Source organism: Stenotrophomonas sp. 93052_Sma (genome assembly GCF_056481145.1).
In genome coordinates this window covers 2168087-2190811 of record NZ_CM151134.1, presented here as the reverse complement: position 1 = coordinate 2190811, position 22725 = coordinate 2168087, and the positions used below count along the sequence as shown (strand labels likewise).

The 22725-nt window shown below is 67.4% G+C and carries 17 protein-coding genes and 2 pseudogenes; all 19 read left to right on the top strand.

What is annotated here, in order from left to right; all coding sequences use genetic code 11:
• The first annotated feature begins 13 nt into the window (after positions 1-13).
• Positions 14-406, top strand: a complete 393-nt coding sequence (cheY, locus tag ACZK2V_RS10260; RefSeq protein ID WP_006365466.1) for a chemotaxis response regulator CheY — start codon at positions 14-16, stop codon at positions 404-406.
• A complete protein-coding gene (locus ACZK2V_RS10255; RefSeq protein WP_006442968.1) occupies positions 406-1011 on the top strand; it encodes a protein phosphatase CheZ in 606 nt (201 codons plus the stop codon). The genes cheY and ACZK2V_RS10255 overlap by 1 nt, the downstream gene beginning before the upstream one ends.
• Before the next feature lie 2 nt (positions 1012-1013).
• Entirely contained in the window at positions 1014-2846 is a 1833-nt protein-coding gene (locus ACZK2V_RS10250) for a chemotaxis protein CheA (RefSeq protein WP_132810051.1), read from the top strand.
• 101 nt (positions 2847-2947) lie between these two features.
• Complete coding sequence (locus ACZK2V_RS10245; protein WP_010482457.1) at positions 2948-3688, top strand: flagellar motor protein; 741 nt, start codon at positions 2948-2950, stop codon at positions 3686-3688.
• Between the two features lies 1 nt (position 3689).
• Positions 3690-4704 (top strand): annotated as a pseudogene (gene motD, locus ACZK2V_RS10240) (flagellar motor protein MotD).
• Positions 4705-4708: 4 nt separating this feature from the next.
• On the top strand, positions 4709-5491 hold the full coding sequence (locus ACZK2V_RS10235; RefSeq protein ID WP_005413243.1) for a ParA family protein: 783 nt from the start codon (positions 4709-4711) through the stop codon (positions 5489-5491).
• Positions 5488-6690 carry a chemotaxis protein CheW gene (locus tag ACZK2V_RS10230; protein WP_486323234.1) on the top strand — a complete coding sequence of 401 codons (1203 nt, stop codon included), beginning with the start codon at positions 5488-5490 and terminating at the stop codon, positions 6688-6690. Before ACZK2V_RS10235 ends, ACZK2V_RS10230 begins: the two co-directional genes overlap by 4 nt.
• Positions 6691-6975: 285 nt before the next feature.
• Positions 6976-7284: an STAS domain-containing protein gene (locus tag ACZK2V_RS10225; protein ID WP_014037092.1), complete on the top strand. Its 309-nt coding sequence runs from the start codon at positions 6976-6978 to the stop codon at positions 7282-7284.
• Positions 7281-7646 (top strand): response regulator, encoded by a 366-nt coding sequence (locus ACZK2V_RS10220; RefSeq protein ID WP_005409521.1) that lies wholly within the window; start codon positions 7281-7283, stop codon positions 7644-7646. Before ACZK2V_RS10225 ends, ACZK2V_RS10220 begins: the two co-directional genes overlap by 4 nt.
• Before the next feature lie 45 nt (positions 7647-7691).
• Positions 7692-9680 (top strand): chemotaxis protein CheA, encoded by a 1989-nt coding sequence (locus tag ACZK2V_RS10215; protein ID WP_032129224.1) that lies wholly within the window; start codon positions 7692-7694, stop codon positions 9678-9680.
• A gap of 352 nt (positions 9681-10032) precedes the next feature.
• Entirely contained in the window at positions 10033-12279 is a 2247-nt protein-coding gene (locus ACZK2V_RS10210) for a methyl-accepting chemotaxis protein (protein ID WP_486323233.1), read from the top strand.
• A gap of 158 nt (positions 12280-12437) precedes the next feature.
• Positions 12438-13211: a flagellar brake protein gene (locus ACZK2V_RS10205; RefSeq protein ID WP_049401200.1), complete on the top strand. Its 774-nt coding sequence runs from the start codon at positions 12438-12440 to the stop codon at positions 13209-13211.
• 243 nt (positions 13212-13454) lie between these two features.
• Entirely contained in the window at positions 13455-13946 is a 492-nt protein-coding gene (locus ACZK2V_RS10200) for a chemotaxis protein CheW (RefSeq protein WP_049401162.1), read from the top strand.
• A gap of 136 nt (positions 13947-14082) precedes the next feature.
• Positions 14083-14466, top strand: coding sequence for a hypothetical protein (locus ACZK2V_RS10195; protein WP_107432923.1), 384 nt, complete (start codon positions 14083-14085; stop codon positions 14464-14466).
• A gap of 101 nt (positions 14467-14567) precedes the next feature.
• Positions 14568-16946 carry a methyl-accepting chemotaxis protein gene (locus ACZK2V_RS10190; protein ID WP_132810048.1) on the top strand — a complete coding sequence of 793 codons (2379 nt, stop codon included), beginning with the start codon at positions 14568-14570 and terminating at the stop codon, positions 16944-16946.
• Positions 16947-17836: 890 nt separating this feature from the next.
• A complete protein-coding gene (locus ACZK2V_RS10185) occupies positions 17837-20113 on the top strand; it encodes a methyl-accepting chemotaxis protein (RefSeq protein ID WP_486323232.1) in 2277 nt (758 codons plus the stop codon).
• Between the two features lie 37 nt (positions 20114-20150).
• Positions 20151-21020, top strand: coding sequence for a CheR family methyltransferase (locus tag ACZK2V_RS10180; protein ID WP_050509861.1), 870 nt, complete (start codon positions 20151-20153; stop codon positions 21018-21020).
• Entirely contained in the window at positions 21017-21613 is a 597-nt protein-coding gene (gene cheD / locus ACZK2V_RS10175) for a chemoreceptor glutamine deamidase CheD (RefSeq protein WP_008264676.1), read from the top strand. Before ACZK2V_RS10180 ends, cheD begins: the two co-directional genes overlap by 4 nt.
• Positions 21610-22674: pseudogene (locus ACZK2V_RS10170) on the top strand (protein-glutamate methylesterase/protein-glutamine glutaminase); the annotation flags it as partial. The gene cheD and the pseudogene ACZK2V_RS10170, both read left to right, overlap by 4 nt.
• Positions 22675-22725: the final 51 nt, after the last annotated feature.

Here is a 22725-nt window from a genome sequence, read left to right as displayed (position 1 = left end):
AAGGAATTCTGCTTTGAACAAGAACATGCGCATCCTGATCGTCGACGACTTCTCGACCATGCGTCGAATCGTCAAGAACCTGCTGGGCGATCTGGGCTTCACCAATACCGCCGAAGCCGAGGACGGGCATGCCGCGCTGTCGCTGCTGCAGAGCCAGCCGTTCGATTTCGTGGTCACCGACTGGAACATGCCGGTGATGACCGGCATCGAGCTGCTCAAGGCGATCCGTGCCGATGCCAAGCTGAAGACCCTGCCGGTGCTGATGGTCACGGCAGAAGCCAAGCGCGAGCAGATCATCGAAGCCGCCCAGAGCGGTGTGAACGGCTACATCATCAAGCCGTTCACCGCGCAGACGCTGGAAGAGAAGCTCGGCAAGATCTTCGAACGCCTGGCGGCCAGCGCCTGATGGATACCACGGTCGACAAGAACGCCCTCGCCCTGCGCCTGCAGGAGGCCCTGGACGCGCTCGAATCCGGTGACGAGGCCGCCTGGCGGCAGCGCATCGACGGGCTGGTCGCGCTGCGCACGCAGCCGATGATGAGCGGCCTCTCGCGGCTGGCCCGCGAGCTGGGACAGGCGCTGGGCGAACTGCCGACCGTGCCGAGCGAAGCCGGCGAACTGGACGACGCCTGCGCGCGACTGGACCACGTGGTGGCGATGACCGAACAGGCCACGCACCGCACCCTGGACCTGGCCGAGGAATGCCGCAGCCTGACCGAACAGCTGCGCGCTGAAGGCCTGCAGCCGGGCCAGGACGCGCAGCTCGAGCGCATCCGCCACAACCTGACCGAGATCGCCCTGACCCAGAGCTACCAGGACCTGACCGGGCAGATCATCCGTCGCGTGGTCGGCATCGTCCGCCGCGTGCACGAAGGCTTCGGCGCGCTCGGCCTGCCGCCGGAACAGCATCGCACCGACCCGGAACTGGCCGGGCCGGCACTGAAGGGACTGGACCGCCACGCGGTCTCGCAGAACGACGCCGACGACCTGTTGTCGGATCTGGGGCTGTAAGCATGAGCGCGGTATCCGACGACATCACTGCCGATTTCATCATCGAGGCGCAGGAGATCCTGGATCGCCTCGGCGAACAGCTGGTGTCGCTGGAGCAGGCACCGCAGGACAGCGACCAGCTCAACGCGGTGTTCCGCGGCTACCACACGCTCAAGGGCGGCGCCGGCTTCCTCGGCGTCACCGCCATGGTAGAGCTGTGCCATGCCGCTGAAGAGGCGCTGGGCGCCGCACGTGCCGGCCAGGCCGTGCTGCAGGCCCACCACTTCGACGCGGCCCAGCAATCGCTGGACTACCTGCAGTCGATGCTGGACGCGGTTTCCTCCGGCACCGAGCCGGGCTATGCGCCGCCGGACCTGATCGCACAGTTCGACGTGCACGGCGGTGCCGTGGCTGCACCCGCCGCCGCAGCAGCACCCACCGCGGGTGGCAGCGACCTGATCACCGACGACGAATTCGAGGCGCTGCTCGACCAGCTGCATGGTGGCAACGCGCCGACCGCGGTCGCGCCAGCGAAGAAGGCCGACGACGGACTGATCAGCGAAGACGAGTTCGAAGCCCTGCTCGACCAGCTGCACGGTGGCGCCGCACCGGGCACCAAGCCTGCGGCCGTGGTGGCACCGGCACCGATCGCAGCGCCGCGCCCGGTCGCCGCACCGGCACCGGTGGCGAAGCCGGCCGCCAAGCCGCTGGCCGAGGCCGAACATACCGTGCGCGTGGACACCAAGCGCCTGGACGCGATCGTCAACCTGATCGGCGAACTGGTGCTGTCACGCAATCGGCTCAAGACCCTGCGTGCACGCCTGCGCGATGAAGAGCTGGACCGCGCCGTGTCCACGCTGGATATCGCCACCGCCCGCCTGCAGTCGGCAGTGATGCGCACCCGCATGCAGCCGGTGGGCAAGGTGTTCTCGCGCTTCCCCAAGGTTGCCCGCGACGTCGCCCGCTCGCTGAAGAAGGAAGTGGACCTGGAACTGATCGGCGCGGAGACCGAGCTCGACCGCAACCTGGTCGAAGCGCTGGCCGACCCGCTGGTGCACCTGGTCCGCAACGCCATCGACCATGGCGTGGAAATGCCCGACCTGCGCGAGGCACAGGGCAAGCCACGGATGGGCCATGTGCGCCTGTCCGCACAGCAGGAAGGCGACTACGTCAGCATCGAAGTGCAGGACGATGGCGCCGGCATCGACCCGGAAAAGCTGCGTGCCAAGGCGCGCGAGAAGGGCCTGATCGATCCGGAAGCCGCCGCGCGCCTGAGCAGCGAGGAGTGCCTGCACCTGGTGTTCCTGCCCGGCTTCTCGACCAAGCAGCAGGTCACCGACATCTCCGGTCGTGGCGTCGGCATGGACGTGGTGCAGTCACGCATCCGCGAACTGAGCGGCCAGATCCAGATCCAGTCGGAGCTGGGCCGTGGCAGCCGCTTCCTGATCCGCGTGCCGCTGACCCTGGCGATCCTGCCGACCCTGCTGGTGCAGGCCGGCGAGGACGTCTATGCGCTGCCGCTGGCCCGCGTGATGGAAGTGCTGCACGCGCCGCGCACCTCGCTGGGCTGGTTCGATGGCCGTGCCGTGCTCGACCGCCGCTCGCACACGCTGCCGCTGGTCGATCTGCGCCAGTGGCTGGATGTGACACCGGCCGCCTCGCCCCTGCTGACCATCGTGGTGCTGCAGGCTGGCGAAGCGCGCTTCGGGCTGGTCGTGGACCAGGTACGCGGGCGTGAGGAAGTGGTCATCAAGCCGCTGCCGAAAGCGCTGCGCGGCCTGCGCGGTTATGCCGGTGCAACCTTGATCGGCGATGGTCGCATGGCGCTGATCCTGGACGTGGACGGGCTGCGATGAACCCCGCCGGGCCATGCCCGGCGCCCCGAAAACTGTGACTACCGTCTGTACGCGATCTACCGGTGTCTCAAGTCCCATTCATACACGCCGATACCGGAACCATGGATAGACTCAGCCTCATTGGACTCTTTCTCGCCCTGGCCTCGCTGGTCGGCGGCAGCATCCTCAAGGGCGCCGGCCTGGCGTCGTTGTGGTCGCCTGCGGCGTTCGTGATCGTCATCGTCGGCACCGTCGCCGCGATCCTGCTGCACACCTCGCCGGCGGTGTTCAAGCATGCCTTCAAGATCGTGCGCTGGGTCGTGCGCCCGCCGCACAGCGATCGCCGCGAACTGATCCAGCAGATCGTCGAGTGGAGCAACATCGCCCGCCGCCAGGGCCTGCTGGGCCTGGAATCGCAGGTGGAAGCACAGCAGGACCCGTTCCTGCGCAAGGGCCTGCAGCTGCTGGTGGACGGCGTCGAACCCGAATCGATGCGGCACATGCTGGAAATCGAACTGGGCAGCCAGGAACACCAGGACCAGGCCGGGGCCAAGGTCTTCGAAGCGATGGGCATCTATGCACCGACGCTGGGCATCATCGGTGCCGTGCTTGGCCTGATCGCGGTGATGAAGAACCTGGCCGACCCGAGCAAGCTCGGTCATGGCATCGCCGCAGCGTTCACCGCCACCATCTACGGCATCGCTTCGGCCAACCTGCTGTTCCTGCCGGTGGCCGCCAAGCTCAAGAGTGTGATCTCGCACAACACCCGCGACCGCGAAATGGTCATTGAAGGCCTGATCTCGATCGCCCAGGGCGAAAACCCGCGCAACATCGAAACCAACCTCTCCGGCTTCCTGCACTGACATGGCCCGCCGCAAGCACCACGAAGAGCACGCCAACCACGAAGCATGGGCGATCCCCTATGCCGACCTGATGACGCTGCTGCTCGCCTTCTTCGTGGTCATGTACGCGATTTCCTCGGTGAACGAAGGCAAGTACCGGATCATGGCCGACGCGCTGACCGATGCCTTCGGGGGCGCGCCGCGCACGATCAATCCGGTACAGGTCGGCAACAAGCAGGTGCAGGGTGGCGGCTGGGACAGCCCCTCGGTGATCAAGTCCGGCACCAAGATCGGGCCCTCGGCGCCTGCGCCGTCGCACGACCCGACCCTGCTGCCGTCGATGACCTCGCAGATGCGCATGCCTGTTTCGGTGCACAACCAGGAGCAGATCGCGCGCCGAGCGCCAGCTCAACAGCATCGCCGACCGCCTGACCGCCGCGCTCGCGCCGCTGATCGACCGCGGCATGATCAGCGTGCGCCGCACCGAGCTGTGGATCGAAGTCGAGATCAACAGCGACATCCTGTTCCCCACCGGCTCGGCGGCGCTGGACGTGCATGCGCGGCAGACCCTGGCCAGCCTGGCCGAGGTCCTGCGCGACGTGCCCAACAGCGTGCGCGTGGAAGGCCACACCGACAACGTACCGATCGCCACCGCCACCTTCCCGTCGAACTGGGAACTGTCGGCCGGGCGCGCGGCCAGCGTGGTGCACCTGTTCGCCGACCAGGGCGTGCAGCCGTCGCGGCTGGCGATGGTCGGCTACGGCCAGTTCCGCCCGCGCGAAGAGAACGACAGCGCACAGGGCCGCAACCGCAACCGCCGGGTGATGGTCATCATCCTGGCCGACACCTCGCACTCGGTGGACCCACTCGGCCAGCGCCTGAACGCAGCCACCGGCGCCACCCGGAACACCGATACCGAACAAGCCGCGGCAACTCCGGCTACCGCCCCCACCTCCCCCATCGCACCGGTGAAGTTGCCGCCGGTGCCGGCTGGCAGCCGCGTCGGCGCCGCCGTTCCCCCGGCAATGAAGGAGTAATCCGATGCGCATCTGGGCAGTCGCCAACCAGAAGGGCGGAGTCGGCAAGACCACCACCACCCTCGCCCTCGGCCGCGGACTGGCCGCACTTGGCCATCGCGTGCTGCTGATCGACCTCGATCCGCATGCCTCGCTCAGCCGCGCGTTCGGCGTACCGGTGGACCCGCCGCCGGCTGGCGTGCTGGAGCTGTTCGGCGCCCCGCCCGCCGATCTTTCCAGCCTGTGCCATGCCAGCAGCATCCATGGCCTGGACTATGTCTGCGCGCAGTCGGCGCTGGCCACGCTGGAGCGACGCAGCGCCAACCAGCCCGGCCTTGGCCTGGCACTGCAGAATGCGCTTGCGCGCCACCAGGGCCAGCACGACTACATCCTGCTGGACTGCGCCCCCACCCTCGGCCTGTTGATGATCAATGCGCTGGCCGCAGCCGACCGGCTGATCATCCCCACCCAGGCCGAGCCGCTGGCCCTGCATGGCCTGGATGGCATGGTCCGCACCGGCGAGATGGTCGAACGCTCGCGCCGCCGCCCGCTGCCGATCTCGATCCTGCCGACCCTGTTCGACCGCCGCACCCGCGCCGGCAACGAGTCGCTGCGCACGATGCAGGATCGTCACGGCACCCGTGTGTGGGAAGACGCGATTCCGATCGACACCCGCATCAGCAACGCCGCCGGCCTGACCCTGCCGAGCGTTGGTGAGGATTACCCGGGCCGCGGCCTGGCCGCCTATCGCCGCGCGCTGAACTGGATCCTCGGCGAGGATGCCCGTGCCCTGGAGCAGGCCGCATGAACAGCACCGGTGTACTGGACGACTACCTGGACGAACTGCTGGGCGAAGCGATCGCCGTGGCACCACCGGCTGCACCGCCGCCGGCGAGCGACGAAGCGTGCCCAGCAATTGCAGCCGACGCCGAACGCGAGCCGACCTGGGATGACCTGCCGGCCGAGGTGATCTACGAAACCGAGACCGTCGCCGCTGCGCCTGCCGTCGACAACGCCGCACTCGAAGCCGCCTTCGACGCGGCCGCAACGGCTGAGCGCGAACCCACCTGGGACGATCTGCCCGCCGAAGTGATCTACGAAACGGAGACTGTTGCTGCTGCCGCGGCAGAGGACGACGCAGCACTGGAGGCCGCCTTCGAGGCCGCTGCAATGCCTGTCGCCGCCCCCGAGCGCGAACCGACCTGGGATGACCTGCATGACGAGGTGATCCACGAGACGGCCCCTGCTCCCGCCACCGCCAAGTCCGGCCCGGAACCTACATGGGACGACCTGCCGGACGAAGTGATCTACGAGACCGATCCGGCCGACAGCCATCGACTCGCCCACACCGACAGCCCCGGTCTGGAGGCCGCGTTCGAGGCCGCTGCCGGCGGCGAGGACGTTCCTGCGCCACCAGCGGCCGTGGTCGCAGCACCCGCTCCAGTTGCACGCACCGATGCCGCGCCGCCACCGCGCGTGGCCGTGGACGCGCCAGCAGGCAACCGCCCGAGCAGCTGGCAGGAGCTGCAGGCACAAGCACATCGGCCCGCCAGCAGCCCGCATCCACAGAACCGACGCGCCGGCGAGCGCACCTCGCGCTGGCTGCGCCTGCGCTGCGGCACCCAGGCCTATGCACTGGAACTGCTGAAGGTGCAGGAAGTGGTGCTGCCGGTGCCGCTGCTGCCGTTGCGCGGCACTGCGCCGGCCATGCTGGGCATCATGAACCTGCGTGGCCAGGTGGTACCGGTGATGGACCTCGGCCTGCACCTGGGCGCCGCGGCCGCCGAAGACGACTCACAGACCCGCATCGTGGTGCTGGAGGAAGACGGCGAGACCATCGGCCTGCGCGTGTCGGCAGTGGAAGATGTCGCCAACCTCACCGACTCGCAGATCGAGCCGCCCGATACCGCGCGCATCTGCCAGATCTCCAACGACCTGTTCCGTGGCGTCGCCCGGGTCAGCCAGCGCCCGATGATCCTGCTGGATGCCACCCGGCTGTTGAGTTGAACGAAAAAAGGGGACGGAGGGGATTAAGTCGCAATCGACCAGGCTCTCCCGCAGCCACCCTCGGCAACGGCGACCACGCAGTGGGGACGTAAGGTGTTGATCCAACGGATCAACGCCTTGCGTCCCCGACAGGCACCGCATCGGCGCAAAGCGCCGAGCCAGTTGCGACTTAATCCCCTCCGTCCCCTTTTCAACAGCGACCGCATCGACGCACCGCGTCGATTCCCCTAAAGAACCCCGCCGGGGTGCCGTTATGGATCACGGAACCGTTTGTCCGGAGCAACGATGAGCACTGTCGAACTGGGTGGGGATCTCGGCATCGAGAGCACCACCGAGCTCAAGAACCGCCTCGCCCCGCTGGTGGCGCAGGCAGGCGAGCTGACCCTGGATGCCAGCCAGGTCGCCCGCATCCACACGGCCGCCGTGCAGGTGCTGTGTGCGTTCGTGCAGGCCCGCCGCGAGGCAGGCCTCGGCACCGGCTTCCACGGTTGCACCGCAACCTTCCGTGACGCCGCGCGCCTGCTGGGCGTCACCCAGGCCCTGGGCCTGGACGTAACCCATGACAACCTGAAATCTGTGGAGAACGCTGCATGAGCGCACGTATCTTGGTGGTGGACGATTCGGCGTCAATGCGCCAGATGGTGTCCTTCGCCCTCACCTCGGCCGGTTTTGCCGTCGAAGAAGCTGAAGACGGCGCGGTCGCGCTCGGTCGCGCCAAGGGCCAGCGCTTCAATGCGGTGGTCACCGACGTCAACATGCCGAACATGGACGGCATCGCGCTGATCCGCGAACTGCGCCAGCTGCCGGACTACAAGTTCACGCCGCTGCTGATGCTGACCACCGAATCGGCCGCCGACAAGAAGTCCGAAGGCAAGGCCGCCGGCGCCACCGGCTGGCTGGTCAAGCCGTTCAATCCGGAACAGCTGGTCGCCACCGTGCAGAAAGTGCTGGGCTGATCGCCCGTCACCGCTCCCCTTCTTCGCTTCCGGACCACCACTGCCATGAGCATGGACCTGCAACGCTTCCACGCCACCTTCTTCGAGGAGAGCCGCGAAGGCCTCGACGCGATGGAGGCTGGCCTGCTGGCCCTGGAATCGGGGCAGCAGGACGCGGAGATCATCAATTCGGTGTTCCGCGCCGCCCACTCGATCAAGGGCGGCGCCGGCACCTTCGGCTTCGACGCGATCGCCGGCCTGACCCATGTGCTGGAGACGCTGCTCGATGAGCTGCGCGCCGGCAAGCGGGCACTGGAAGGCCACGCCGTCGACGCCATGCTGTCCTCGGTGGACGTGCTGCGCGCCCTGCTGCGCGAAGCCGAACACGGCCAGGCCGCCGATCCCGCCGCAGTTGCTGCGGTGAAGGCGCGCCTTGAGGCGGTTCTTTCCGGCGAGGCCGCAGCGAGCGCCCCCGCGGCCGCCGCAGCCAAGGTGGACGATACGCCGGAAGCCTGGCAGATCGGCTTCACCCCGGCGCCATCGCTGTTCATGAGCGGCAACGACCCGCTGCGCATCATCCGCGAACTTGAGCACCTGGGTTCGCTGCAGGTCGCCGCGCGCATGGAACGCCTGCCCGGCTTCGCCCAGCTCGACCCGCTCGAGGCCCACCTGGCGTGGGACCTGGGTCTGGTCGGCAAGGTGCCGCGCAGCAAGATCGAAGACACCTTCGCCTGGGTGCTGGACGACTGCGAACTGGACATCCGTCCGGCTGCGCCGCCGAGCCTGGCCACCGAGGCACCTGCCACACCCGCCCCTTCCACACCGGCTGCCGTTGTACCGGCGGCACCCGCCGCCGCTGCCAGCAGCGCTGGCGGCCAGGAAGCCGAAACCTCGATCCGGGTCAGCGTCGACAAGGTCGATGCACTGATCAACCTGGTCGGCGAACTGGTCATCACCCAGGCCATGCTCAAGCAGGTCTCGCACGCGCTGGACCCGGTCCACGCCGAGAGCCTGTTCGCCGGCCTGGACCAGCTTGAACGCAACACCCGCGACCTGCAGGAAGCGGTGATCGGCGTGCGCATGCTGCCGGTCGATGCGGTGTTCCGCCGCTTCCCGCGCCTGGTCCGCGACCTGTCCAGCCGCCTCGGCAAGCAGGTCCGCCTGCGCACCGTCGGCGAAGGCACCGAACTGGACAAGGGCCTGATCGAAAAGATCGCCGATCCGCTGGTGCACCTGGTGCGCAACTCGATCGACCACGGTCTGGAAATGCCCGACGTACGTCGCGGTGCGGGCAAGGACGAGACCGGCACGATCACCCTGGCAGCCTCGCATCAGGGCGGCCATATCGTCATCGAAGTCAGCGACGACGGCCGCGGCCTGGACCGCGCCAAGATCCTGGCCAAGGCCACCGAACGCGGCCTGGCGGTGCCGGACAACCCGACCGATTCGCAGGTCTGGGACCTGATTTTCCAGCCGGGTTTCTCCACCGCCGATGCAGTCACCGACCTGTCCGGCCGTGGCGTCGGCATGGACGTGGTCCGCCGCAACATCCAGGCGCTGGGGGGCGAGGTCCAGATCGAAAGCAGCCTCGGCGCTGGCACCCGCACGCTGATCCGGCTGCCGCTGACCCTGGCCATCCTCGACGGCATGACCGTGGCGGTGGCCGGTGAAACCCTGATCCTGCCGCTGGCTTATGTGCTTGAGGCCCTGCAGCCGCAGGCCGAGGACATCCGCAGCATGGCCGGCGAAGGCCGCGTGCTGCGCGTGCGTGGCGAGTATCTGCCGATCCTGTCGCTGAGCGAGTACTACGGCTACGGCAACCGCGCACCGGGCAGCGAATCGCTGGTGGTGGTGGTTGAAGGTGATGGCCAGAAGATTGCGCTGGAAGTGGACGAGCTGGTCGGTCAGCAGCAGGTGGTGGTGAAGAACATCGAGAACAACTACCGCCGCATCGGCGGGGTATCCGGTGCCACCATCCTTGGCGATGGCCGCGTGGCCCTGATCGTCGACATCGGCGGTCTGGTGCGTTCGCTGCGGATGCCGCAGGCCGCCTGATCCACGTTGAATGCGTGCACTGAGCCGCCGCCCTTCGGGGCGGCGGTTTTCGTTTGCGCGCACGGCCACGATCTGACCGCGCTCGCTTCGCCAGGCATACCGTGAACTCCGTCTGCACGAAGGTTTCGGGCGCAACCTTGCCGTTCAAGCGAAAGCCCTGTCATGGCACCACTTTTGCGACGTCATCCCTACGCAACCGAATGTGATCTGCGTCCATAAAGTCCATCCGAACTGCGCCGCTATTTCGCTTTGACGGCCGTCACCGAACCCCCACCGGGCACCACCGTTCGCTCTGCAACCACCCCCAGCCGACGCAACGACGCCGGCGCCCTGCCCACCTGGAGCACCCTGCATGAAGTGGTTCCACGATCTGCCCATCGCCCGCAAGCTGGCCGTGGGGTTCACCCTCACCACCTTGATGACCGTCGTACTGGGCGCTTTCGCTCTGGTCCGCCTGTCCGAGGCCAACGCGCAGTTGAGCGCGATGGCCTCCAACGATATTCCGTCCGTGCAGTACCTCGGCGAAGTGCGCTCGCAGCTGGGTGAGTTCCGCACCTATGAGCTGGCCCAGCTGAGCATGCTGGACCAGCCCGAGAAGGTGGCCGACTACAACAAGCGCATGGACGACACCGCCGCCGTCGTGCGCGAACAGCTGGCCGCGTACGCCAAGCTGCCGGCCGGCGCCAAGGAGCGCGAGCTCTACCGCGCCGTGCAGGCCGACGTCGATGGCTACTTCGCAGCCAATGCCAAGCTGCGCGAAGCGGCCACCGCCGGCGATGGCGTCGTCGCACGGCAGATCTCCGACGACCAGTCGCGCCCGCTGCGCCGCAAAGCCTTTGAAGACCTCAAGGCACTGGGCGCGTACAGCAGCTCGCTGATGCAGGACAAGATCAACAACGCCAACGCCACCCACCGCAACAGCATGCTGGCGATCATTGCCGTCGTAGTATTGCTGGTTGTGGTCGCCGCAACCCTGGCGGTGGTCATCTCGCGCGCCGTCACCGGCCCGCTCGGCAAGGCCCTGCACGCGATCCAGGCCGTTGCCCGTGGCGATCTCAGCGTCAGCACCCAAGCCACCAGCAAGGACGAAGCCGGCAAGATGCTGGCCGCCACCACCGAAATGACCGCGATGCTGCGCCGCTTCTCCGAGCAGACCCAGTTGATGGCGCAGATGCACGCCGGTCCGGACATCAGCCATCGCATTCCGGAAGACTTCCCGGGCGTCTACGGGCAGCTGGCCAGCGGCATCAACACGGTCATCTTCGAACATCTCGACGCGATCCGCGATGCCATCGACGTGCTCAACCAGTACGCCACCGGCAACCTCACCCCGGACGCACGCCGCCTGCCGGGCAGCCGCGCGATCCTGCACGAGTCGATGGATGCGGCCAAGGCCAGCCTGCTGGCCATCAACACGCAGATCCAGCAGCTGGCCTCGGCGGCTGCCGGCGACTTCAGCCAGCGCGGTGATGCGCAGCGTTTCGATCACGATTTCCGCGTGATGATCGAGCAGCTCAACAGCATGATGCAGGTGGCCGACGGCAACCTCGGCCAGCTCTCGCAGCTGCTGCAGTCGATCGCCGCCGGCGACCTGACCGCGCGCATGGACGGCCAGTTCAACGGCGTGTTCGCACGCATGCGGGACGACGCCAACACCACCGTCACCCAGCTGACCCAGATCGTCGGCCAGATCCAGGCCAGCGCGTCCAGCATCACCCTCGCCGCTGGCGAGATCGCGTCGGGCAACAGCGATCTGTCGCGCCGCACCGAGCAGCAGGCCGCCAATCTGGAAGAAACCGCCGCGTCGATGGAGGAACTGACCTCCACCGTGCGCCAGAACGCCGAGCACGCCCGCCAGGCCAACCAGCTCGCCATCGGCGCACATGGCGTCGCCTCGCAGGGCGGTCAAGTGGTCGGCCAGGTGGTCACGACCATGTCGGCCATCGAAGCCTCGTCGAAGAAGATCGCCGAGATCATCTCGGTCATCGACGGAATCGCCTTCCAGACCAACATCCTGGCGTTGAATGCTGCAGTGGAAGCTGCCCGCGCAGGTGAACAGGGCCGTGGCTTCGCCGTGGTCGCCAGCGAAGTGCGCACCCTCGCCCAGCGCTCGGCCGCTGCCGCCAAGGAGATCAAGGGCCTGATTGATGATTCGGTCGGCAAGGTCGCCGAAGGCTCCAGCCTGGTGCACCAGGCCGGCAGCACCATGGGCGAGATCGTCGCCTCGGTGCAGCGCGTCACCGACATCATGGCCGAGATTTCCGCCGCCTCGCAGGAGCAGTCGGCCGGCATCGAGCAGGTCAACCAGACCGTGGTGCAGATGGACGAGACCACCCAGCAGAATGCTGCGCTGGTGGAAGAAGCCACCGCTGCCGCACGTGCAATGGAAGACCAGGCCGTGCAGCTGGGTGAAGCCGTGGCCCGCTTCCGGCTGGCATCACAGGGCACGACGGCCATCCCGGCACGCCCACTGGCGGCACCGGTACCGCGCCAGGTCGCAGCCGCCGCACCGACCGCAAAGCCGGTCCCGGCGCGTACGCTGCGCACGGCGACGGCCCAGCCGGCGCTGGCCGCAGACGGCGACTGGCAGGAGTTCTGATGTACCCGGGGTCGGATCCCTTTCCTTCGGGAAAGGGATCCGACCCCTGACGCATGGAAAGTGATGCAATTCTCACTTCATAATCGGGCACAGTGGCCGATATCCCCATCGAGCCTCGCGCCAACGCGTGCTGGCGCCCGCCCCTGACCGTAGATTCCATGTCCGACGGCAACGACACTGCAGTGCATGATGTCCACGCGGCTGATGCCGCTGACGAACGTTTCCTGGTCCGTAATCCGCGCCAGCTGCGGCAGCTGCTGCGATCGTTGATCGACCAGCGATCACTGATCAATGCGCATATCGACGGCCGCGACCGCTCGTTCCCGACCGCGCTGCTTGAACTCGACGAGGACGACGACACCCTGCTGCTCGATGGCAGCCCGCAGGAGGCGTCCAACCGCGCCGCCGAACAGGCCGACCATCTGCTGTGCTTTGCCCAGCTCGAACGCGTGCTGGTGCGGTTCCGCCTGCAGGCACTGCAGCGTGTGGACAACGACGGCCACGTCGCCTTCCGTGCCCCTCTGCCGATTGAACTGGTCCATCTGCAACGACGTGAGATGTACCGGCTGGAGACCCCAGTCACCGATTCGCCCCAGCTGCTGATCCCCGCCGGCGAGAGCCGTGCCGAAGCGCTGTCGATGCGGGTGGTGGACATCAGCGGCGGCGGCCTGGCGGTGGCCGTACCTACCGACTGCGCGGTGTTCAGCCTGCAGAAGCGCTATCCGGCGATGCTGTCTTTGCCCGACGGCCCCGACCTGGAGATCGAGCTGGTCGTCTGCAACCTGCTGCCGCAGCGCCAACCCAATGGCATCGAGATCAAGCGCGTGGGCATGCGCTTCGACATCCTGCCGCGTGGCGCCGACAGTGCCATCCAGCGCTACATCTTCCGCATCGACCGCCAGCGCAAGGCGCGCCGCAACGGCGAGCTGTAAGGCCCCCCGACCGGCAGTGCTGGCCGCTGGCCGGCAATGGCCGTATCCACATTGTTGCCAGGTTGCCGGCCAGCGGCCGGCACTACCGCTTCCCGTGTAGATCCACGCCATGCGTGGATGCCCCCATCTTCCCCGGTAGATCCACTCCATGCGTGGATGCCTTCCGCCGGCACCTAAAGTCCCCCGACGAGGGGCCGATATCGAGCCTGACACCGGGACTTCCGGCAGAACCAGGACCCCTCGATGAACGACAAGACCAGCTCCGCCGCCAGCGCCGGTGGCGAATTCCTCAGCTTCACCCTCGGTGCCGAGCACTACGGCGTGGACATCCTCAAGGTCCAGGAAATCCGCGGCTATGACGCGGTGACCCGGGTCCCGGATGCACCGGACTACATCAAGGGCGTGATCAACCTGCGCGGCACCATCGTCCCGGTGATCGACCTGCGCCTGAAGCTGCGCCTGGACGATGCCCGCTACGACGCCTTCACCGTGATGATCGTGCTGAACGTCGACGACCGCGTGGTCGGCATCGTCGTCGACAGCGTCTCGGACGTGATCCCGCTGTCGGCCGAGCAGATCCGCCCGACCCCGGAATTCGGCGCCGCCGTCGATACCCGCTTCATCTCCGGCATCGGCACGCAGGACGACCGCATGCTGATCCTGCTCGACATCGAGACCCTGCTGGACAGCGCCGACATGGGCCAGGCCAGCGTCGTTGAAGACGCCGCTGCCTGATCGAACGGACCTGCTTCACGTTCTGGTCACAAACCCCTTCAGTTCCCTCCGGCAGTGCCGATAGGGGGACAGAAGCCGGTCGCGCAGGAGCGCGCAGGACCGGAACGACCATCACCATCCCCGGAGATACACCTCGATGAAGTCCCTGTTTGCGTTCGTTTCGGCCGCTGTCCTGGCCACCACTGCTTCCGCCGCGTTCGCCCAGTCGGCCGACATGATCCCGCCGGAACTGGCACCGCGCTCGGTCGGCAAGGACGGCATGGTCTGCGGCAAGGTCGAGAAGGCCCGCTACGCAGAAGGTTCCGAAGGCCAGCCGACCTTCCTGTACATGGGCGGCGCCTTCCCGCGCCACACCTTCTCGGCCCGCATCGCTGGCGAGAACCGCGGCAAGTTCTCCTTCCCGCTGGAAACCCTGGAAGGCAAGACCGTCTGCGTGATCGGCAAGATCCAGCGCGACGCCTCGCGCGCGGAAATCGAAGTCAGCTCGCCGGCCGGCCTGAAGCTGGCCAACATCAAGTAATCCGCTGTCCGTCGAACCACGCCGGACCTGGTGCCGGCGTGGTTTCTGCTGCAACCGGGCCCGATGCCCGGGCGCGTCTGCCTTAGGAGCTCGCAACGCCCATGCCGTGGATCAACAACCTGAAACTGATGCCGAAGCTGCTGCTGACCTTCGGTGTCCTCCTGCTGGTGATGCTGCTGCAGGGTATCGTCGCCTATCGCGGCCTGCACTCGCTGAACAACGTCACCACCGAGCTGGCGGGTTCTCGCATGGAGAGCATCCGCATGGCCGGCGAGATGCGCGGCATGCTGGGTGAATACCGCAACGCCGCCTACCAGCAGCTGATCCGCGCCAGTGACGACGTCAAGGCTGATGCACGCAAGCAGACCGTCGAGCTGCGTACCAGCATGGACAAGTCGATCAAGGACTATCCGAAGCTGGTCGACAACGCACAGCAGAAGAAGCTGTTCGACACCTTCGCCAAGGAGTGGAAGGATGCCCTGGCCTCCTATGACAGCGTCACCGAGATGCTGGAACTGGACCTGCCGGACGACGCCATCGATACCTTCGTCGGCGAGACCCGCACCAAGCACCGCAAGGCCGCGTCGGCGCTGGAAGCGCTGATCGCCGAAGACAACCGCCTCGCCCGCGCCTCGCGCGAAGAGGCCGAATCCACCTACTCCGCCTCGGCCGTGCTGACCGTGATCGCCCTGCTGGGCGGCGCCGCACTCGGCCTGGTGCTGGTCTGGCTGTTTGCCCGTGCCCTGGTCGGCAGCGTGCGCGGCGCCGTCTCGGTTGCCAACGATGTGGCCGGCGGCAAGCTCGATGGCCACATCGACGTCAGCCGCCAGGACGAAGTGGGCGAACTGATGCAGGCGATGCAGCGCATGCAGCGCGACCTGCGCGAGCGCACCGAAACCGACCAGGCCGTCGCCCGCGAGAACCTGCGCATCCGCACCGCGCTGGACTACAGCTCCACCGGCGTGTACCTGACCGACACCAGCAATACCATCGTCTACACCAATCGCGCCCTGCAGCAGACCCTGAGCCAGTACCAGGACGACGTGCGCCGCGACCTGCCGGACTTCGACGCGCAGGCCTCGCTGATCGGCAAGCCGGTCACCGTGCTGGAGCATCGCGGCGAGATGGACCAGACCCTGCTGGGCAACCTGAAGGCACACGGCGTCGCCCGTCGCCCGATGCAGTACGGCGATGCCCAGTTCGCCCAGGTGGTTTCCACCATCCGCAATGAAGGCGGCGACACCGTCGGCTACGTGGTGGAATGGCGCGACCGCACCCAGGAAGCGCAGGTGGAAGCCGAAGTGGCCCGCGTGATCGCCCAGGCCGCTGCCGGCGACCTGTCCGGCCGCATCGATGCCACCGACAAGGAAGGCTTCTTCCTGCAGCTGGCCCAGCAGATCAACGGCCTGCTGGATGCCAACGCCGGCAGCATCGAACAGATCTCCGGCCTGCTTGCCGCACTGTCGCAGGGTGACCTGACCGTGCGCATGCACGGTGACTACCAGGGCGTGTTCGCCCGTATGCGAGACGACGCCAACGCGACCGCCGCGCAGCTGAGCGAGATCGTCACCCGCATCAAGCAGTCCAGCCGCGCGATCAGCTCGGCCGCCGGCGAGATCGCCTCGGGCAACAGTGACCTGTCGCGCCGCACCGAGCAGCAGGCTGCCAACCTGGAAGAAACCGCCGCCTCGATGGAGGAGCTGACCTCCACCGTGCGCCAGAACGCCGAACATGCCCGCCAGGCCAACCAGCTCGCCATCGGCGCGCATGGCGTCGCCTCGCAGGGCGGTGAAGTGGTCGGCCAGGTGGTCACCACCATGTCGGCCATCGAAGCCTCGTCGAAGAAGATCGCCGAGATCATCTCGGTCATCGACGGCATCGCCTTCCAGACCAACATCCTGGCGCTGAATGCCGCGGTGGAAGCCGCACGCGCCGGCGAACAGGGCCGTGGCTTCGCCGTGGTCGCCAGCGAAGTGCGTACCCTCGCCCAGCGCTCGGCAGCGGCAGCCAAGGAGATCAAGGGCCTGATCGACGACTCCGTCGGCAAGGTCAACGACGGCTCTGCGCTGGTGCACAAGGCCGGCGCGACCATGGGCGAGATTGTCGCCTCGGTGCAGCGCGTGACCGACATCATGGCCGAGATCTCCGCGGCTTCGCAGGAACAGAGTGCTGGCATCGAGCAGGTCAACCAGACCGTGGTGCAGATGGACGAAACCACCCAGCAGAACGCCGCGCTGGTGGAAGAAGCCACCGCCGCCGCACGCGCAATGGAAGAACAGGCCGGTCACCTCAGCGAGGCCGTGTCGATCTTCGTGGTGGATGAAGCCGAGACCGTGGTTGCCCCACGCATCGCCGCTGCCCCGGCCCCGCGTGCTGCCGCACCGGCCGCACCGGCCCCGGTCGCCTCGCCGGCCCGCCGCATCGCCGGTGGTCGCCCCATGGCCACCGAACTGGCCGACGGAGACTGGCAGGAGTTCTGATGCCTGCCTGACCTGACGTACGAGAACGCCCTGGCCCTGCGCTGGGGCGTTTTTGTTTACGGGGTATCTGGATATCCAGCCAACGGCGAAGCCCCTCGGGGTGGTCGCGGTAGGCGCGTGGCTACTGAGGGTTGGCCGGGAGGGTGGGCTGCGCAGGGGCCGCTGCAAGTACGTCCATGTAAGCTCGGTCGCCGCTTGCTCGTGCGCGCAGTCCTGCACGCACGGCAAGGCCAGGGTTGGGCGTCCTGCCCAACCCGCCCGAGGCATGCCTCGGGCCCATGCGGCTCACGCCCCTGCGCAGCCCACCCTCCCGGCCACGGACAGTTTCCGTGCGCGTCCACCCCGGATTGAAGAAAGAAGAGCAAGAGCAAGAGCAACAGCACCGCTTCCGGGTTCAGATTCGCTTTCCGCAGGAAAACGGATCTGCCCCCTCTTCCCAGTTGGAAACCCAACGCTCTTGCCGTCCGTCACAGGAATGCCGAGAGGGCTGGGTCGGGGTGGGCTGGCGGGACCGTTGGCGCCATGGATGGCGCCATCGAGCCCCCAAGGGTGAGGGCGCTTTGCTTGCGAAGCACTGCTTCGCAAGCGCCCGAACGCCCAGCCGCCAGCGGCTGGGCCGGACCGCGGAGCGGGGTTTACGGCGTGTCCCGCCAGCCCACCCCGACCCAGCCTCCCACTGAAAATTCAGAGCCGACCAACCGCTGTTGCTGTTGCTGTTGCTTCAAAAGCCTGCCGCAGGCAGCGCCGCAGCCGCCGCTGCAAGGAAACCTGAATACGTTCGGACACCGCACCTCAATCCCCCGCCCGCGCGGCCGATAACGGGGTTGTCACCGCTTGTCCCGCTGTGACCGGCACGGCGCCGCCCGCCCGCTTCGACCTGGTCCTGCTCGATGAATCTCATGCATCGCTGGCAACACTACTTCAGCAACCTCTCCGTCCGGCGCAAGCTCAACCTGCTGACGCTGCTCATCGCGCTTGGCGTGATCGCGCTCTCGGTGATCGCCGCCCGCATGCAGTACCTCGACCTGACCGAGACCCGCAAGACTGCGCTGAAGACCCAGGTCGAACTCAGCTACGGCATCCTCCAGCACTACCATCGCCTGGCCGGTACCGGCGAGCTCAGCGAGGACGCTGCCAAGGCCGCCGCCCTGCAGGCGCTGGAAGTGATGCGCGCCGATAACGATGCCTACTACTTCAACATCTACGACACCGGCTACCGCCTGCTGATGCACCCGTTCCGCAAGGACCTGGTCGGCAAGGACATGAAGGACTTCCGCACCGACGACGGCGTGCGCATCTACTACGACCAGGTGGAAGCAGCCAAGGCCGGTGGCGGCTTCGTCAACTACCGCTGGGCCAAGCCCGGCAGCAAGGGCGAGGTCGAGAAGGTGGCTTACGCCGGCCTGTTCGCGCCCTGGAACTGGGTGGTCAGCAGTGGCGTCTACATGGACGACGTGCAGAAGCAGGCACTGGTGTTCACCGCCATCATGGCCGTCTCCGGTGGCGTGCTGGTACTGATCGTGCTGGCCCTGAGCTGGCTCATCGGCAACCGCATCGCCGTACCGCTGAAGCAGGCAACGGCCGTCGCCGAGGGTATCGCCCGCGGCAGGCTGGACAGCCACATCGGCCCGCAGCCGCATGACGAGACCGGCCGCCTGCTGGACGCCATGTCGGGCATGCAGCAGCAGCTGCACGCGGTGATCAGCGGCCAGCGCGAGATGGCGCGTCGCCACGACGGCGGCGAACTGAGCTACCGCATCGATGCCAGCGCCTTCCCCGGCGAGTACGGGCTGATGGTGCAGGAAACCAATGCTCTGGTCGGCGGCCACGTGCAGACCCTGCACGATGTGCTGGACGTGGTGCAGCAGTACGCGGTGGGCGATCTGAGCCGCGACGTCGCGCGCTACCCCGGCGAGAAGGCCGCGATGACCACCACCGTCGACACGGTCAAGGCCAACCTCGGCCGCATCAACGCCGAGATCAAGCAGCTGGCCAGTGCCGCCGCCGCAGGCGACTTCAGCCGCCGTGGCGACGCGCAGCGCTTCGATCACGATTTCCGCCTGATGCTGGAAAACCTCAACGCGATGATGGCGGTCAGCGATGACAACCTCGGCAAGCTCTCGCAGCTGCTGTCGGCCATCGCCGAAGGCGACCTGACCGCGCGCATGCACGGCGACTACCAGGGCGTGTTCGCATGCATGCGGGACGACGCCAACACCACCGTCACCCAGCTGACCCAGATCGTCGGCCAGATCCAGGCCAGCGCGTCCAGCATCACCCTCGCCGCTGGCGAGATCGCGTCGGGCAACAGCGATCTATCGCGCCGTACCGAGCAGCAGGCCGCCAATCTGGAAGAAACCGCCGCGTCGATGGAGGAACTGACCTCCACCGTGCGCCAGAACGCCGAGCACGCCCGCCAGGCCAATCAGCTGGCGATCGGCGCGCAGGGTGTTGCTTCTCAAGGCGGCAGCGTGGTCGGCCAGGTGGTCAACACCATGTCGGCCATCGAAGCCTCGTCGAAGAAGATCGCCGAGATCATCTCGGTCATCGACGGCATCGCCTTCCAGACCAACATCCTGGCGCTGAACGCCGCAGTGGAAGCCGCACGTGCCGGCGAACAGGGCCGTGGCTTCGCCGTGGTCGCCAGCGAAGTGCGTACCCTCGCCCAGCGCTCGGCCGCCGCGGCCAAGGAGATCAAGGGCCTGATCGATGATTCGGTCGGCAAGGTCGCCGAAGGCTCCAGCCTGGTGCACCAGGCCGGCAGCACCATGGGCGAGATCGTCGCCTCGGTGCAGCGCGTGACCGACATCATGGCCGAGATCTCCGCGGCTTCGCAGGAGCAGTCGGCTGGCATCGAGCAGGTCAACCAGACCGTGGTGCAGATGGACGAAACCACCCAGCAGAATGCTGCGCTGGTGGAAGAAGCCACCGCCGCCGCACGTGCGATGGAAGAACAGGCTGGCCAGCTGGCCGACGCCGTGGCGATCTTCCGCCTGGACAACCAGGTCTCGGCCGCGATGAAGGCAGTGGCCGCGCGTGTCGAGCCGGTGCATGTTGCCGCCGCCGTGGCGCGTCCGCGGCCGGCTCCGACGCCAGCACCGGTTCGCCGCACCGGCAGCAACGCCAGCACCTTCGTCGCCAGCGACAGCGACTGGCAGGAATTCTGAGACCCACCCGCGGCGGCTTCGGCCGCCGCCTCTGCCGATGGACACGTCCCCCGTGCAAAGTCCTACTCCCATCGTCACCGGCCCGCGCGAATTCGAGTTCGCCGACCGTGATTTCCGCCGCGTCTGCGACCTGATCTACCAGCGCGTGGGCATTGCCCTTGCCCCGGCAAAGCGCGATATGGTCTATGGCCGCCTGTCGCGCCGCCTGCGCACGCTGGGCATGCGCAGCTTCCAGCAGTATCTGGACCATCTGGAGCAGGAAGACGGTGACGAGTGGCAGGCGTTCACCAACGCGCTGACCACCAACCTGACCTCATTCTTCCGCGAGCCGCACCACTTCGACAAGCTGCGCGAGGAGCTGCAGCAGCGCTCCAGCCGCACACCGTTGCTGCTGTGGTCGTGCGCCGCCTCCACCGGCGAAGAGCCTTACTCGATGGCGATCACCGCCTGCGAAGCCTTCGGCACCCTGAAGCCACCGGTACGCATCATCGCCACCGACGTCGATACCCAGGTGCTGGCCACCGCCGGCCGTGGCGTCTACAACATCGACCGCGTCACCAGCCTCGATCCGGATCTGCGCCGCCGCTACTTCCAGCGCGGCAGCGGCCCCAACGAGGGCCAGTGCCGCGTGCTGCCGGCGCTGCGCGAGCTGATCGAGTTCCGCCCATTGAACCTGCTTGCCCCGCGCTACGACGTCGGCGGCCCGTTCGACGCACTGTTCTGCCGCAACGTGATGATCTACTTCGACAAGCCGACCCAGCGCGCGATCCTCGGCCGGCTGGTACAGCACCTGTCCGACGATGGCCTGCTCTACACCGGCCACTCGGAGAACTACCTGCACGCCGCCGACCTGATCCAGCCCTGCGGGCGCACTCTGTACCGCCGTGCGGCAAAGGCCGGCGCATGAACGCATCGCTGCGCACCGATGATGTGATGCGTTACCAGGACGCGCGCTTCAAGACCATTGCGGCCAAGCTGCTGCCGACCCAGTACCTGGTGGTCGATGACACCACTGCGCTGACCACCACGCTGGGCTCCTGCGTGGCGGCCTGCCTGCGCGACCCGGTGCTGAAGATCGGCGGCATGAACCATTTCCTGTTGCCCGAGGGCAACGCCGGCGATGGCGCGCCCGCGCGTTACGGCAGCTACGCGATGGAACTGCTGATCAACGACATGCTCAAGCGCGGCGCGCACCGCAAACGCATCGAGGCCAAGGTGTTCGGTGGCGCCAACGTCCTCAAGGGCTTCACCAGCAACCCGGTCGGCACGCGCAACGCCGAGTTCGTGCGCCAGTACCTGCAGGCCGAGCACATCCCGATCATTGCCGAGGATCTGTGCGGCATCCATCCGCGCAAGATCTGGTTCTTCGCCGATACCGGCCGCGTGGTGGTGCAGCGCCTGCCGCATGCCCATGAGGCCGAAGTGGCCGCGACCGAATCGGCGGTGCGTGCACGCCTGTCCAAGGCCCCGGTCACCGGCGGCGTGGAGCTGTTCGAATGACCCTGACCGGCAACGCCCCCTGCCGGGTCCTGATCGTCGACGACTCCGCCGTGGTGCGCCAGATGCTCACGGAAATCCTGTCCAGCGATCCGTCCATCGATGTGGTCGGCACCGCCGCCGACCCGCTGCTGGCGCGCGAGAAGATCAAGCGCCTGGCCCCGGATGTAATCACCCTGGACGTGGAAATGCCGCGCATGGATGGGCTGGCGTTCCTGGAAAACCTGATGCGCCTGCACCCGCTGCCGGTGGTGATGATCTCCTCGCTGACCGAACGCGGCGCCGACACCACGCTGCAGGCGCTGGCGTTGGGTGCGGTGGATTTCGTGTCCAAGCCAAAGCTGGACGTGGCGCGCGGCCTGCAGGCCTACGCCGACGAGATCATCGCCAAGGTCAAGATGGCGGCGCGCTCGCGCGTCCGCCCGCTGGTGCGCGCCGCCGCACCGAAACTCCTGCTGGACGCCGCGCCTGCGATGCGCCCCGCTGCTCCGCAGTTCCGTACCACCGACCGCCTGATCGCGATCGGCTCGTCGGCCGGTGGCACCGAGGCCCTGCGTGTAGTGCTGGAAGGCATGCCCGCCGACGGCCCGGCCGTGGTGATGACCCAGCATCTGCCGGCCAGCTTCAGCAGCGCCTTCGCCGAACGCCTGGACCGGCACTCGGCAATGGCCGTACGCGAGGCCAGCGACGGCGAAGCGGTGCTGCCCGGCCACGCCTACCTGCCACCGGGTGGCAAGCACCTGCGCATCATCCGCGACGGTGCACGCTGGCGCTGCCGGGTCGACGACGGCCCGGCAGTGAACCGGCACAAGCCCGCGGTGGACGTGCTGTTCCGCTCGGTCGCGCAGAACGCCGGCGGCAACGCCATCGGCGCCATTCTCACCGGCATGGGCGATGACGGCGCCCGTGGCCTGCTGGAGATGCGCCAGGCCGGCGCCCCGACGCTGGTGCAGGACGAGGCCACCAGTGTGGTCTGGGGCATGCCCGGTGCCGCGTTCAAGCTCGGCGCTGCCGAAGAGCAGGTGCCGCTGGAGCGGATTGCCGAGCGGTTGCTGGCCCTCGCCCGCGGCTGCCAGGCCCCTGCAGAGCCGAGCCCACGCTCGGCTCTGCACCCT

Bases quoted from the DNA above. Each gene is read 5' to 3' on its own strand.
- ACZK2V_RS10255 (WP_006442968.1), top strand. From the start codon at position 406: ATGGATACCACGGTCGACAAGAACGCCCTCGCCCTGCGCCTGCAGGAG.
- ACZK2V_RS10250 (WP_132810051.1), top strand. From the start codon at position 1,014: ATGAGCGCGGTATCCGACGACATCACTGCCGATTTCATCATCGAGGCG.
- ACZK2V_RS10245 (WP_010482457.1), top strand. From the start codon at position 2,948: ATGGATAGACTCAGCCTCATTGGACTCTTTCTCGCCCTGGCCTCGCTG.
- ACZK2V_RS10235 (WP_005413243.1), top strand. From the start codon at position 4,709: ATGCGCATCTGGGCAGTCGCCAACCAGAAGGGCGGAGTCGGCAAGACC.
- ACZK2V_RS10230 (WP_486323234.1), top strand. From the start codon at position 5,488: ATGAACAGCACCGGTGTACTGGACGACTACCTGGACGAACTGCTGGGC.
- ACZK2V_RS10225 (WP_014037092.1), top strand. From the start codon at position 6,976: ATGAGCACTGTCGAACTGGGTGGGGATCTCGGCATCGAGAGCACCACC.
- ACZK2V_RS10220 (WP_005409521.1), top strand. From the start codon at position 7,281: ATGAGCGCACGTATCTTGGTGGTGGACGATTCGGCGTCAATGCGCCAG.
- ACZK2V_RS10215 (WP_032129224.1), top strand. From the start codon at position 7,692: ATGAGCATGGACCTGCAACGCTTCCACGCCACCTTCTTCGAGGAGAGC.
- ACZK2V_RS10210 (WP_486323233.1), top strand. From the start codon at position 10,033: ATGAAGTGGTTCCACGATCTGCCCATCGCCCGCAAGCTGGCCGTGGGG.
- ACZK2V_RS10205 (WP_049401200.1), top strand. From the start codon at position 12,438: ATGTCCGACGGCAACGACACTGCAGTGCATGATGTCCACGCGGCTGAT.
- ACZK2V_RS10200 (WP_049401162.1), top strand. From the start codon at position 13,455: ATGAACGACAAGACCAGCTCCGCCGCCAGCGCCGGTGGCGAATTCCTC.
- ACZK2V_RS10195 (WP_107432923.1), top strand. From the start codon at position 14,083: ATGAAGTCCCTGTTTGCGTTCGTTTCGGCCGCTGTCCTGGCCACCACT.
- ACZK2V_RS10190 (WP_132810048.1), top strand. From the start codon at position 14,568: ATGCCGTGGATCAACAACCTGAAACTGATGCCGAAGCTGCTGCTGACC.
- ACZK2V_RS10185 (WP_486323232.1), top strand. From the start codon at position 17,837: ATGAATCTCATGCATCGCTGGCAACACTACTTCAGCAACCTCTCCGTC.
- ACZK2V_RS10180 (WP_050509861.1), top strand. From the start codon at position 20,151: ATGGACACGTCCCCCGTGCAAAGTCCTACTCCCATCGTCACCGGCCCG.
- cheD (WP_008264676.1), top strand. From the start codon at position 21,017: ATGAACGCATCGCTGCGCACCGATGATGTGATGCGTTACCAGGACGCG.